This window comes from Arthrobacter sp. ISL-65, from assembly GCF_018613795.1.
GTDB lineage: Bacteria > Actinomycetota > Actinomycetes > Actinomycetales > Micrococcaceae > Arthrobacter.
On the sequence record NZ_JAGGPN010000020.1, the window covers coordinates 303,241 to 316,446 of the forward strand.

Genomic DNA, 13,206 nt, shown 5'->3' on the forward strand with positions numbered 1-13,206 from the left:
GCCGTTGGCCGACCGGCACCGCGCAACCACTGGTATATCGGCCCCACCACGGCGCACAGTGATGGCAGTCACATTGGCTGGTGAAGTGCGGCCGTGTGCGAGTCAGTCTCAACGAGGAGGAATGATGGGTAACGATGCCCGAACCCCGGCCGCGGCGGCGTCCGCGGACTTCGAGGAAGTCCAGGCCACGCAGCAGTTCCAGGAACTGCGCAAGCGCCACCGTAGCTTTGTGTTCCCCATGGCTATCGCGTTTCTGCTCTGGTACTTCGCGTACGTCATCCTCGCCGCCTACGCCGTGGACTTCATGTCCACCAAGGTGTGGGGCAACATCAACGTCGGCATCATCATGGGGCTGCTGCAGTTCGTGACCACCTTCGCCATCACCGGCTGGTACGTCAGCTACTCGAACAGGCGCCTGGACCCGATCGCCGCGGACATCCGGCACGGCATTGAAGGCCACGAGTATGACAAGTCCGGCAGCAGCGGACAGGGCGGAGGAGCAAAATGATCACCATTCCCGCAGCGGTTGACGTCGCCGCACTCAAGGACACCACGCTGCTGAACATGGGCATTTTCGCCCTGTTCGTCGCCGTCACCATGGTCATCGTTCTCCGGGCCAGCCGGAACAACAAGACGGCCGCCGATTACTATGCCGCCGGCCGTTCCTTCACCGGCTCGCAGAACGGCACCGCCATCGCGGGCGACTACCTGTCGGCGGCCTCCTTCCTGGGCATCACCGGCGCCATCGCCATCAACGGCTACGACGGCTTCATGTACTCCATTGGCTTCCTGGTCGCCTGGCTAGTGGCGCTCCTGCTGGTGGCGGAGCTGCTCCGGAACACGGGCAAGTACACCATGGCCGACGTCCTGTCGTTCCGCCTTCGGCAGCGTCCGGTCCGCATCGCGGCCGCCATCTCCACCCTGGCCGTCTGTTTCTTTTACCTCCTGGCCCAGATGGCCGGCGCCGGAAGCCTGATCTCGCTGCTGCTGGGCATCAGCGACTGGGGCGGACAGGCCCTGGTGATCATCGTCGTCGGCGCGCTGATGATCATGTATGTCCTGATTGGCGGCATGAAGGGCACCACCTGGGTGCAGATCATCAAAGCCTGCCTGCTCATCGCCGGTGCCGCCGTCATGACACTCTGGGTCCTGGCCATCTACGGGTTCAACCTCTCCAGCCTGCTGGGCGGCGCGGCCGAGGCGGCGAACAACCCTGCCGTGCTCAACCCCGGCCTGCAGTATGGCAAGACAGAAACGTCCAAGCTGGACTTCATGTCCCTGGCCCTGGCCCTGGTGCTTGGTACGGCCGCCCTGCCGCACGTGCTGATGCGCTTCTATACGGTGCCCACCGCCAAGGAAGCCCGCAAGTCGGTCGTGTGGTCCATTGGGCTGATCGGGTTGTTCTATATCTTCACGCTGGTCCTCGGCTATGGTGCCGCTGCCTTGGTGGGGGCGGATACCATCAAGGGCGCCCCCGGCGGCGTCAACTCGGCAGCGCCGCTGTTGGCGTTCCACCTGGGTGGCCCGTTGCTGCTGGGCTTCATCTCGGCCGTGGCTTTCGCCACGATCCTCGCCGTGGTTGCCGGGCTCACGATCACCGCCGCCGCCTCGTTCGCCCATGACATCTATGCCAACGTCATCGCGAAGGGAAAGGCCGACGCCGATACTGAAGTTAAGGTGGCCCGCCGCACCGTGATCGTCATTGGCATTCTCGCGATCCTGGGCGGGATCTTTGCCAACGGCCAGAACGTGGCCTTCCTGGTGGCGCTGGCGTTCGCCGTGGCCGCCTCGGCCAACCTGCCCACCATCATCTACTCCCTGTTCTGGCGCCGGTTCACCACACAGGGTGCGGTCTGGAGCATGTACGGCGGGCTCGCATCGGCCATTATCCTGATCGCGCTGTCACCTGTGGTGTCGGGCGGCGCGACCTCCATGATCAAGGGCGCCAACTTCGCCGTCTTCCCGCTGAGCAACCCGGGCATCGTGTCCATCCCGCTGGCCTTCCTGCTGGGCTGGCTCGGCACGGTCCTGGACAAGAGGCAGGAGGACCCCAGCAAGCAGGCCGAGATGGAAGTCCGGTCGCTTACCGGGGTGGGCGCCGAGAAGGCCGTGGAGCACTAGCCGCTTTCGGTTCGTTCAAACGCCGTCTTCGGAAAGCCCAAGGAGATCAGGCAGGAGCCCCCGCGCCGTGCGCGGGGGCTCCTGACGTGTTTTCGCCGCTGCCTGGTGGGGCCTGCTACTCAAGGCGAGTGGTGGCCTCCCGTGTGTTCACCGTGCGGCACCGCGAACTGGCCCGCCGTCGATGCGGCGAGTCCCGGCGTCGTGATGGCGGCAACCAGCAGCGCTCCGGCGAAGGCGGCGGCGATCAATGGCCCCGCACCCAGGCGGGCCGATGCGTTCTGGCCAGAACTGCCGGAAAGATTGGGGGACCTCCGGCTGAGCCACGATATGGCCGCGAGGATCATCAGGGTCAGCAGCAGGGCGGCGAGGTGGCTGATGGCCAGGCCCGCCATGCCGCTCCCTGCGCCCAGCACAATGGCCGCCACGTGCGCGGCGGCAGCGGCGGGCAGCAGGAGGGCGGAGGTCCGCGGCAGCGGGAAACGGTTCCTGCACAGCCCGGCAACCGTCCACCCCAGCAGGGCCGCTCCCCAGAGCAGGGCGGCCGCGGCGCCGGCCGCCCTCACTGGGAGGGCAGGGCCGGCGGCCGCAAACAGGCTGGAGGCGACGGCGAGGTTGACCGCTGCGGCGCCGAGCCCGGCAAAGCCGGCGAAGAGCCTGACGGCATCGGGGCGGAACGTTTCCTGCGCTGCCGGGACTGCCGGGGCTGCAGTGATGGCCTGGCTGCTCATCATCTTCTAGGCGCGGGCCGTGGCGGGGACCTTGTCCAGGGACAGGCCGACGCCGAGCAGCAAGACGGCGCTCGCCAGGTGGAGGACATTGTCCGCACCGTTGAGGGCAATGATGTTCAGAGGCGAGCTGAGCAGGAACAGACCGAGGATGCCCACCAGCAGATACACCGCACCCACAGCCGAGTTGACGGTGCGCGCAAGCTGGACATCCTTGACGCCGGAGTAGAGCAGCGCGGCGCCGATGGCCAGGTGGATCACGTTGTGCAGCGGGTTGACCTCGAAGATGATCAGGTTGGAGCCTTCGGTGGCGAAGAAACCGACACCCGAGGTCACGGCGAAGCCGACGAGCCCCACCAGCAGGTAGACGGCTCCGAAGACCGTGGCGATAAGACGGTTCGGTGAGTTGCGCATGGCCCAAATTCCTTCCGGTTACCGGCCGGGGCAGGTGCCCTGGCCAGATTTGCGGAGCCCCGGTCGGGACTCCCGGAAGTAATTCGGGTCCGGTGTGCGCTTGGATGGGTGCGTGATCAGATGGGAGTCAGGCCTTTGGCCGGAGCTTGATGGTGACCAGCTTCAGTTCGTCCTTGCCGGCGAAGCGGTACACCATTTCGATGTCCTTGCCCTGGCATTTGATGAGCCCGGCGACATCCGCAATGTTGTTGTCGTTCTGCGTGCTGACTTTGAGGTCGTCGTAGGCCGTGGTGCAGGACGGGTCCAGCTGGAGGCTCTTGACGCCTGACGCAAATTCCTCGGGACTCAGCTGCTCCTTGAGGCTCGGGTCCATGTAGTCGTTGTAGGCCTTGTCCGTGTCGCCGGCGATGACCAGTTTGGTGAAGGTATCGGCGAGGTCCCCGGCCTGCCGGGTGGACCCGCCCACGAGGTTCACCAGGAGCAGGACCCCGACGATTACCAGCAGGAGCACGCCTGCCACAATGCCCACGACGATCCAGAGGCCCTTGCGGCTCCGGGCCGGAGGCAGGCCCGGCAAACCGAACGGAGAAGGTGGAAGGGACCGCCGGCCGGATGGTTGCTGCGGGTAGGGCTGCTGCGGGCCGGGCTGTGGCGCGCCGGGCTGCTGCGGGGGGAGCGGGGGATTGCTCAAAGGTTGGCCTTCCCGGCACCGCACCAGCGGCGCCCCAACTAACGGGGCACAGCCGGCGCCCGGTCACTTTTGTGGAATAGCCTATAGGGGCCCGCGCATTTTGCATCGAAACGCCATGAACCGCGATGTTTCCCGTCGTTTAGAGCCTGCCGGGGCGCTCAGTCTTCCGCCGAGTTGCGATCAAGCAGCGGCTGAATCCGGAAAGGTATCAGTTCACCCATCGCCAGGGCGGTATCGGTTCTCTCGACGCCGTCGCAGGCCAGGATCTTCCCGTTGATCCGGAAGAGGTCTTCGGCGTCCAATGCCACCACGCGCAGCAGCAGGTCGGCCGAGCCCGTCAGGCCGTAACCCTCGAGGATCTCCGGCACGGCCGCCAGTTCCTCGGCAAGGGAACCGAGCTTTTGCTGCTGAACGTGGACCGAGATGAAAGCCATTAGCGGGTAGCCCAGTGACACCGGATTGATGCGCCGCTCGAACGACAGGAAGGCGTGCTTCTTCTCGAGCTGGGCCATCCGCGCCTGGACGGTGTTGCGGGAGAGGCCGAGCTTTTGGGCCAAGGCCACCACAGTACGGCGGGGATCCTGTGCCAGGGCGGAGAGCAGCCGGGTGTCTGTGCCATCCAAAGCTTGCATAATGCGCAAGGTTAGCACGGTCAGAAGGGGTCAAACAGTGCATTGTGCTCAGTTTCTGCCGCGGTGGTTGTACCACTTGAACATTGTGAGTATGGTCACAATTAACCGGGGCAAAGGCGCCCGGGAGGCCGGAAAGCGGCGGTATCACGAGTCCTGCCGCGGGATGGTTACACGACGTCAGAAGGTTGCGGCAACAGTGGTGACAGACGATGCGGGCCAGGGCGGAACAATCGCCGGCCAGGACAACAATGCAGGGCGCCGGGGTGGCGCAGGCCACAGCATGGTTCAGCTGATCACCCCTACGGGGGAGCGCGTCAGCCATCCGGAGTATGACCCCTGGGTCAGGGACGTGTCGGACGAGCAACTGTGCTCGCTCTACGAGGACCTGGTCGTGATCCGGCGGATCGACAAAGAGGCAACTGCGCTGCAGCGCCAGGGCGAACTGGGCCTCTGGCCGCCGCTGCTGGGCCAGGAGGCCTCGCAGGTGGGGTCCGTGCGATCCCTGCGGGATGACGACTTTATTTTTCCCAGTTATCGCGAGAACGGCGTGGCCTATTGCCGCGGGGTGGACCTGGCGGACATCCTGCGCGTCTGGCGCGGCGCTGCCTCTGGCGGCTGGGACCCGTACGCGGTCAACATGGCCATCCCGCAGATCGTCATCGGCGCGCAGACGCTGCATGCCACCGGGTACGCCATGGGAATCCAGAACGACGGTGCCGACTCCGCAGCGATTGTGTACTTCGGCGACGGCGCCACCAGTGAGGGCGATGTCAACGAGGCCATGGTCTTTGCCGCCAGTTTCCAGGTGCCCCTGGTGCTCTTCTGCCAAAACAACCACTGGGCCATCTCCGAACCGGTGCGCCTCCAGTCCCACACCCAGCTTGTGGACCGCGGGGCCGGATTCGGCATCCCCAGCATGCGGGTCGACGGCAACGACGTGCTGGCGGTCATGGCAGCCACGCGCGTCGCCCTCGACCGTGCCCGCCGGGGCGGCGGCCCCACCTTCATCGAGGCCGTCACGTACAGGATGGGCCCGCATACGACGGCGGATGATCCCACCCGGTACCGCGACCCCAACGAACTCGAGGACTGGGCGGCCAAGGATCCGATCGGCCGGGTCCATGCACTGCTGGACCGGAAAGGCCTGTTCACCGCGGAGTTCGAAGCCGGCGTGCGGACCAAGGCTGACGCCGTCGCCCGTGAACTGCGTGCCGGCTGCGTCGGCATGCCGGATCCCGAACCCCTCGACGTCTTCAAGCACGTCTACAGCACCCCCAATTCCTGGCTGGACCGCCAGCAGGACCACTACTCCCGTTACCTTGCCTCCTTCGGCGATCCCGCAGGGGCAACACAAGAAGAAGGTGCACGCTGATGACGCAGATGACCTTTGCGCGGGCAATAAACTCCGGCCTTCGCAGATCCCTCGACAACGATCCCAAGGTACTCCTCATGGGCGAGGACATCGGCACCCTGGGCGGCGTCTTCCGCGTGACGGACGGACTGCAGAAGGACTTCGGCAAGCACCGGGTCGTGGACACGCCCCTGGCCGAGTCCGGCATCGTGGGCACCGCCGTTGGCCTGGCCTACAGAGGGTACCGGCCGGTGGTGGAAATCCAGTTCGACGGTTTTGTCTACCCGGCCTTCGACCAGATCGTGTCCCAGGTGGCCAAGATGCATTACCGCAGCCGCGGCGCCGTGAAGATGCCCATCACCATCCGCATTCCGTTCGGCGGTGGCATTGGGTCGCCCGAGCACCACTCCGAGTCACCGGAGGCCTACTTCGCCCACACGGCAGGACTTCGGGTGGTCACCCCGGCCAGCCCGCAGGACGCGCACACCATGATCCAGCAGGCCATTTCCTGCGATGACCCCGTGGTGTTCTTCGAGCCCAAGCGCCGCTACCACGACAAAGGCGAGGTGGACGAGTCACTCGATCCCAATTCAGCCCCGCCGATGGGCCAGGCCCGGGTGGTCACCGACGGCAGCGACGTCACGCTCGTGGCCTACGGGCCGCTGGTGAAGACGGCCCGCGATGCGGCCACGGCGGCCGCGGACGAAGGCGTCTCGGTTGAGGTCATTGACCTGCGCTCGCTGGCTCCGGTGGATTTCGCCACCGTGGAGGCCTCGGTCCGCAAGACGGGACGGCTGGTGATCACCCATGAGGCCGGGCAGTCGGGCGGGCTCGGTGCAGAGGTTGCGGCCAGCATCACCGAGCGCTGCTTCTACCACCTGGAGGCGGCACCCGTCCGCATCACCGGGTTTGACGTGCCTTATCCGTATTCGAAGGTGGAAATGCACCACCTTCCGAATCTGGACCGGATCCTCGACGGCGTGGACCGCGCGCTGGGCCGGCCGAATTCGTTGAGCGGGCTGGAAGGATGACCGCCACCATGATCAGGGAATTCCGGCTGCCCGATCTCGGCGAAGGACTGACCGAATCCGAAATCGTCAGCTGGAAGGTGGGTGTGGGGGACACCGTCAGCCTGAACCAGATCATCGCGGAGGTGGAGACCGCCAAGGCCGTGGTGGAGCTGCCCTCACCGTTTGCGGGTGTGATCACGGCCCTGCATGAGCAGCCGGGAACCGTTGTGGAGGTGGGCAAGCCGATTGTCTCGTTCGAGGTGAAGGACGACGCCGGCAACCAGACCGCAGCTGCCGCTCCGGCTGAGGCGGCGCTCCCCAAGAGGGAACCCAACCTCGTCGGGTACGGCGCCGTCGTCGAAAGCACCGGCCGTCCCGTGCGACGGCAGCGCAAGCCTGTCGAAACTGCGACTCCGGTGGTTGTCGACACCAAGCCCGCCGACACCGCGACTCCGATCGTTGAGCCTGTCGAAACCAAGCCCGCCGACACCAAGCCCGCCGACACCGCGTCCGCCGAGCGGCCCCGTTCCACGCCGCCTGTACGGAAGCTTGCTAAGGACCTCGGAGTCGATCTTGAGAGTGTCGCGGGAACCGGCCCCAGCGGTCTCATCACCCGTGACGATGTGCGCAATTTCGTGGGCGGCGGGGATCTTCCCGCGGCCGCCCAGGAGCTGGCAGCACAGGAAGTGCCGCCCGCGTCGCCCCAGGGTGAGCGTGAGGTGCGTACGCCTATCAAGGGTGTCCGCAAGTTCACGGCGGCCGCCATGGTCAGCAGCGCCTTCACGGCACCCCACGTGACGGAGTTCCTGACTGTCGACGTCACCCCGGCGATGGAGCTGCTGGCCAGGCTTAAGGAAAGCAAGGCGTTCGCCGGCCACAAGCTCACGCCGCTGACCCTCGTGGCCAAGGCTGTCCTGATCGCCCTGCGGCGCAATCCCGGTCTCAACGCCAAGTGGGATGAGGCCAACCAGGAGATCGTGCAGTTCAACTACGTGAACCTCGGCATCGCGGCCGCAACCCCGCGTGGTCTCACCGTTCCCAACATCAAGGATGCGGACCGGCTGGCGCTCGTCGAGTTGTCGACGGCGCTCGCAGAGCTGACGGACACTGCCAGGGCAGGGAAGACCAGCCCGGAAGACCTCTCCGGCGGCACCATCTCCATCACCAACATCGGTGTCTTCGGCATCGACGCCGGCACGCCCATCCTCAACCCGGGGGAGGCCGCGATCCTCGCCATGGGCGCCGTCCGGAAAACCCCGTGGGAGTATCAGGACCAGGTCGCACTGAGGCAGGTCATGACACTGAGCCTCTCCTTTGACCACCGGCTGGTGGATGGCGAGCAGGGGTCCAGGTTCCTGGCGGACGTGGGCGCTCTCCTCGCGGATCCCGGTATGGCCTTCGCGATGGCCTAGCGGCGGTTTTCCGGGCTGCCTGCCGCTCACGCTCGAGCGGCAGGCAGCCCGGAACCAAACGGGGGCACTTTGAGGCCGCAATTGGCGTTTTAGCGCCGAAAGCCCGGCGTGTCCGTGTCAAAGTGCCCCGTTTTGGCGCGGGACCCAGCGCTGGAATACTCGGCCAGCAGGGTTAGCCGGGGAGCGGGCCGGCTGTCACCAGCAGGGCCGCCAGCGCCATGTTTTCCAGAAGCGGCCGCGCCGACTTGATGGCCATCCGACTGCCGTGGTTGCGGACGGAGTGCGGCGTGGAGTTGATCAGGCCGAATGTCGCGTGGGCGCGCATGCGGAGGTCAGCCGTGTCTGTTGTGCCATGGATGCCGGCGAGCACGTCGACCCACACCTCCACGTAGCTGCGCTGCAGGGCACGTACCTGTGCCTGGTCCTCGCTGGTCAGGTTGCTGAAATCCCTGTCCTGCACCCGGATCACGTCGGGGTTGCTGAGGGCAAAGTCCACGTGGAACTGCACCAGCCGGGTGAGGGCGGCGGAGGGATCGGCGGCGTCGGCAACCACATGGCGGCCGCCGTCGAGCAGGTCTTGGCTGACGGTGAGCAGTAAGGCGCCCAGCACGGCCTGCTTTCCGGGGAAGTGGCGGTACACGGCGGGTCCGCTTACGCCTGCTGCAGCGCCAAGGTCCTCGAGGGAGACCCGGTTGAACCCGTTGCCGGCGAAGAGCGTGGCCGCAGCGGACAGGAGCGCCTGCCGCCGGGACTCCTTGGCCCGGCTGCGCTGCGTCGCGCCGGATGTCTCGCGGCCGTCTGCGGCCTGGCCGGGAGAGGTGAGCTCTCCGTGATCTGTGGTGGGCACATTTCCTCCTCGGAACCCAAAGAACTCTACCAACATCCTGTGTTGGACATCACAGTTACTAGAGACTAACCTAATCTCAGTTACGAGGCACTAACCGAAATGCGGCAGAACTGCCGCCGGACGTGCCCGGGAATGGAAGCGGTCAATGGAGACACTCGCCAGCCGGCTGGATACCGCCGGCAGCGCATTCGAGGCCAACAGCCTTGCGCAGCGCGCGCTCGCCGATGAGCTGCGGAAACGTCTTGCCACGGCGGCGCTGGGCGGGCCGGAGAAGTCCCGGGAGCGGCACATGGCGCGGGGCAAGCTGCTTCCCAGGGAACGGATTGACCGGCTTCTCGACGACGGCAGCCCCTTCCTCGAGATCGCCCCGCTTGCTGCGAACGGCATGTACAACGACGATTCGCCCGGCGCAGGCATCATCGCAGGCATCGGCCTGGTGCACGGCCGCCACGTGCTGGTGATTTCCAATGACGCCACCGTCAAGGGCGGCACCTACTACCCCATGACGGTGAAGAAGCACCTCAGGGCCCAGGAGATCGCCCTCGAGAACCGGCTCCCGTGCATCTACCTCGTGGATTCGGGCGGAGCCTTCCTCCCCAGACAGGACGAAGTCTTTCCGGACCGGGACCACTTCGGCCGGATCTTCTACAACCAGGCCCGGATGTCCGCTGCCGGGATTCCCCAGATCGCCTCCGTCATGGGCTCCTGCACCGCAGGCGGTGCCTACGTTCCCGCGATGAGCGATGAAACGGTCATCGTCCGCAACCAGGGCACCATCTTCCTCGGCGGGCCGCCCCTCGTGAAGGCTGCCATCGGTGAGATCGTCAGCGCGGAAGAGCTTGGCGGCGGCGACGTGCACTCCCGGATTTCCGGCGTCACGGACCACCTCGCCGAGAACGACGAGCACGCCCTGCAGATCGTCCGCGACATCGTCGCCACGCTGCCCGGGCCCGCCGCCCCTGTTTGGGACTTGGACACCGCCGTCGAACCCGCTGCCGGTCCCGGCCAGCTATACGGCGCCGTCCCCACGGACGTCAACGCGCAATACGACGTCCGCGAGGTGATCGCCCGGCTGGTGGACGGCAGCCGCTTCCATGAGTTCAAGAAGAACTATGGCCCCACCCTGGTGACCGGATTCGCCAGGCTCCACGGACACCCCGTGGGCATCGTGGCCAACAACGGCGTGCTGTTCAGCGAGTCGGCACTCAAGGGCGCCCACTTCATTGAACTGTGCGACCAGCGGGGCATTCCGCTGCTCTTCCTGCAGAACATCTCCGGCTTCATGGTGGGCAAGGACTACGAACAGGGCGGCATTGCCAAGAACGGCGCCAAGATGGTCACCGCCGTGGCCACCACGCGCGTGCCCAAGCTGACGGTGGTGGTCGGCGGGTCCTTCGGCGCCGGCAACTACTCGATGTGCGGCCGGGCCTATTCGCCGCGGTTCCTGTGGATGTGGCCCGCCAGCCGGATCTCCGTCATGGGCGGCAACCAGGCCTCAAGCGTCCTGGCCACCGTCAAACGCGACCAGTACCAGGCAGCAGGGCAGGAGTGGTCCGCAGCGGATGAAGAGGCATTCAAGGCCCCCATCCGGCAGCAGTACGAGGACCAGGGCAGCCCCTACTACTCCACGGCGCGGCTGTGGGACGACGGCGTGATCGACCCCGCCGACACCCGCACCGTGCTGGGCCTGGCCCTCGACGTCGTCTCCCGCGTCCCGCTGCCGGAGACCTCCTTCGGCCTCTTCCGAATGTGAGCCAGCGATGACTACTAGTAGCGTGTTTCGCACCGTCCTGGTGGCCAACCGCGGCGAGATTGCCTGCCGGGTGATCAGGACCCTGCGCGCCATGGGCATCCGTTCAATTGCCGTCTACAGCGATGCCGACGCCGGTGCCCGCCACGTGCGCGAGGCCGACGCCGCCGTCCGGATCGGCCCCGCCGCGGCCGCCCAGAGCTACCTCAGCATCGACGCAATCATCAGGGCCTGCCAGGACACCGGCGCCCAGGCGGTGCACCCAGGGTATGGATTCCTGAGTGAGAACGCGGACTTTGCCAGAGCGCTGAAGGCCGTCGGCATCGCCTTCATCGGCCCCGGGGTCGAGGCCCTGGATGTCATGGGGGACAAGATCCGCTCGAAGAACCACGTGGCCGGGTATGGCGTTCCGGTGGTCCCGGGCATCGCCGAGCCCGGCATGACGGATGAGGAACTCATCACCGCCGCCCCGGCCGTGGGGTTCCCCCTGCTGATCAAGCCGTCGGCGGGCGGCGGCGGCAAGGGAATGCATGCGGTGGACCGGCCCGAGGACCTGCCGTCCGCCCTGGCAACGGCACGCCGCGTGGCTGCGAGCGCGTTTGGAGACGACACCCTTTTCCTGGAGCGCCTGGTGACGTCCCCGCGGCACATCGAGGTGCAGGTCCTGGCCGATGCGCACGGCAACGTCATCCACCTGGGGGAGCGCGAGTGCTCCCTGCAACGGCGGCACCAGAAGGTCATCGAGGAGGCGCCGTCACCCCTGCTGGAATCGCTGGCCGACGGCGAAGCCGTCCGCGCGAAGATCGGCGAGGCCGCGCGCCAGGCCGCCCGGAGCGTCCACTACACCGGCGCCGGCACCGTGGAGTTCCTCGTTTCCGACGATTCCCCGGACGAGTTCTTCTTCATGGAAATGAATACCCGGCTCCAGGTGGAACATCCGGTGACGGAAATGGTCACCGGCATCGACCTCGTCGAGTGGCAGGTGCGCATCGCCGCCGGTGAGGTGCTCACCGTCGGACAGGGCGACGTCGTTCTTAACGGCCACGCCGCGGAGGCCCGCGTCTACGCCGAGACCCCGCACCGAAATTTCCTGCCGTCCTCGGGCGAGGTGGTGCTCCTCGACGAACGCGGCAGCCTCTTGACGCCACTGGGCCGGCCGGGTCCCCAAGGCCCAGCTCCCGGCACTGGCCATCTCCAAACCCGGGACGTGCGCATCGACTCATCGTTGCTGCCGGGACTGGCAATCTCCAGCGACTACGACCCTATGCTGTCCAAGGTCATCGCCTGGGGAACCGACCGCAAGGCCGCCCTCGACAAACTGGACGCGGCGCTGGAGCGGTACACGGTGCTTGGCATCGACACCAACGTGGAGTACCTGCGGCTCCTGATCAATGACGAGGATGTCCGCGCCGGCCGCTTGGACACCACGCTGATTGACCGCAAGATGCCGGACCTGGCGTTCCGGGACATCGGCGACACAGAGCTCGCGGCCGCCGCCCTGCGGTTCTGGCTTGGCGAGGCCGGTGTCAGCGGATCAGGTCCCAGGTCGCCCTGGCACAGTGCCCGGGGCTGGCGTCTCGGGGCTCCCGCGCCGTGGCGGGTGAGCTTCGGCCTTCCCGGCGGTGCCATGGCCACCGTGGCCGTCACCTGGCCGGGAGACGGCGCGGCTGAGGCCGGCCATGTCCTGGTCACCGTCGACGGCGGGCCGGAGCGGACAGTGCGGGTCCTCGGGCCGGCCAGCGCGGGATTCAATGCTGACGGATCCGACGAACCCGGACTTGACGTCCTAACACTCGAGGTGGAGGACCAGCAGCACACGTTCGCTATCGGTGTGTCCCGGGAGAACCATTCCGACGGCGACCATCGCCGGAGGGCGCGGCCGCGGCACGTTTACGTGGGCAGCGGCGGCTGGTCCTGCGCGCTCGAAGTGCTCACCCGGGAGTCGCGCCTGGAACGGGTGCTGGCCGCCATCGAACGGGAAGAGGGCGCGGCCGATCCGGAGGTCCGGTCACCCATGCCCGGGACCGTCGTCTCCGTTGCGGTGCACGACGGAGATCCGGTGTCGACGGGCCAGGTGCTGCTGTCCGTGGAGGCCATGAAAATGGAACACCAGCTCGTGGCCGAAGTCTCCGGCACAGTCCACATCACCGTCGCCACCGGTGACCTGGTCAAGGCCGACCAGGTCGTCGCCACCATTCACGCGGCCGGCGCCGCAACACAGGATCCAACAGATGAACGTAAGGAGGCCTAGCC

At 66.6% G+C, this 13,206-nt stretch carries 12 protein-coding genes; 7 read left to right on the forward strand and 5 right to left on the reverse strand.

Going from position 1 to position 13,206, the window contains the following annotated elements; translation table 11 throughout:
* Positions 1-124: 124 nt before the first annotated feature.
* Positions 125-508, forward strand: coding sequence for a DUF485 domain-containing protein (locus J7I85_RS09655; RefSeq protein ID WP_214851256.1), 384 nt, complete (start codon positions 125-127; stop codon positions 506-508).
* Positions 505-2,121 carry a cation acetate symporter gene (locus tag J7I85_RS09660; protein WP_214850595.1) on the forward strand — a complete coding sequence of 539 codons (1,617 nt, stop codon included), beginning with the start codon at positions 505-507 and terminating at the stop codon, positions 2,119-2,121. The genes J7I85_RS09655 and J7I85_RS09660 overlap by 4 nt, the downstream gene beginning before the upstream one ends.
* 119 nt (positions 2,122-2,240) lie before the next feature.
* On the opposite strand, the gene J7I85_RS09665 is transcribed toward J7I85_RS09660, so the two are convergent.
* The 4 genes from J7I85_RS09665 to J7I85_RS09680 all read right to left on the reverse strand — a co-directional run bounded on the left by J7I85_RS09665 (position 2,241) and on the right by J7I85_RS09680 (position 4,583).
* A complete protein-coding gene (locus J7I85_RS09665) occupies positions 2,241-2,849 on the reverse strand; it encodes a hypothetical protein (RefSeq protein WP_251024111.1) in 609 nt (202 codons plus the stop codon).
* Positions 2,850-2,855: 6 nt separating this feature from the next.
* Positions 2,856-3,260, reverse strand: coding sequence for a DUF4383 domain-containing protein (locus J7I85_RS09670; protein ID WP_214850598.1), 405 nt, complete (start codon positions 3,258-3,260; stop codon positions 2,856-2,858).
* A 127-nt stretch (positions 3,261-3,387) separates the two neighbouring features.
* Positions 3,388-3,951 (reverse strand): hypothetical protein, encoded by a 564-nt coding sequence (locus J7I85_RS09675; RefSeq protein WP_214850601.1) that lies wholly within the window; start codon positions 3,949-3,951, stop codon positions 3,388-3,390.
* 158 nt (positions 3,952-4,109) lie between these two features.
* Positions 4,110-4,583, reverse strand: coding sequence for an Lrp/AsnC family transcriptional regulator (locus J7I85_RS09680; RefSeq protein ID WP_214850604.1), 474 nt, complete (start codon positions 4,581-4,583; stop codon positions 4,110-4,112).
* Between the two features lie 196 nt (positions 4,584-4,779).
* Here J7I85_RS09680 and pdhA point away from each other — a divergent pair, with 196 nt between their 5' ends.
* The 3 genes from pdhA to J7I85_RS09695 are packed head-to-tail and all read left to right on the forward strand — an operon-like array spanning position 4,780 to position 8,356.
* Positions 4,780-5,955 (forward strand): pyruvate dehydrogenase (acetyl-transferring) E1 component subunit alpha, encoded by a 1,176-nt coding sequence (pdhA, locus tag J7I85_RS09685; protein ID WP_214851261.1) that lies wholly within the window; start codon positions 4,780-4,782, stop codon positions 5,953-5,955.
* A complete protein-coding gene (locus tag J7I85_RS09690) occupies positions 5,955-6,965 on the forward strand; it encodes an alpha-ketoacid dehydrogenase subunit beta (protein ID WP_214850607.1) in 1,011 nt (336 codons plus the stop codon). The genes pdhA and J7I85_RS09690 overlap by 1 nt, the downstream gene beginning before the upstream one ends.
* On the forward strand, positions 6,962-8,356 hold the full coding sequence (locus tag J7I85_RS09695) for a dihydrolipoamide acetyltransferase family protein (RefSeq protein WP_214850610.1): 1,395 nt from the start codon (positions 6,962-6,964) through the stop codon (positions 8,354-8,356). Before J7I85_RS09690 ends, J7I85_RS09695 begins: the two co-directional genes overlap by 4 nt.
* A gap of 172 nt (positions 8,357-8,528) precedes the next feature.
* Here J7I85_RS09695 and J7I85_RS09700 read toward each other — a convergent pair whose 3' ends face one another.
* Entirely contained in the window at positions 8,529-9,203 is a 675-nt protein-coding gene (locus J7I85_RS09700; protein ID WP_308159438.1) for a TetR/AcrR family transcriptional regulator, read from the reverse strand.
* A gap of 145 nt (positions 9,204-9,348) precedes the next feature.
* Here J7I85_RS09700 and J7I85_RS09705 point away from each other — a divergent pair, with 145 nt between their 5' ends.
* Together J7I85_RS09705 and J7I85_RS09710 are read left to right on the forward strand one after the other, a co-directional pair.
* Positions 9,349-10,956 carry a carboxyl transferase domain-containing protein gene (locus J7I85_RS09705; RefSeq protein WP_214850613.1) on the forward strand — a complete coding sequence of 536 codons (1,608 nt, stop codon included), beginning with the start codon at positions 9,349-9,351 and terminating at the stop codon, positions 10,954-10,956.
* Positions 10,957-10,963: 7 nt separating this feature from the next.
* Positions 10,964-13,204, forward strand: a complete 2,241-nt coding sequence (locus J7I85_RS09710) for a biotin carboxylase N-terminal domain-containing protein (RefSeq protein ID WP_214850616.1) — start codon at positions 10,964-10,966, stop codon at positions 13,202-13,204.
* The last annotated feature ends 2 nt before the right edge of the window (positions 13,205-13,206 follow it).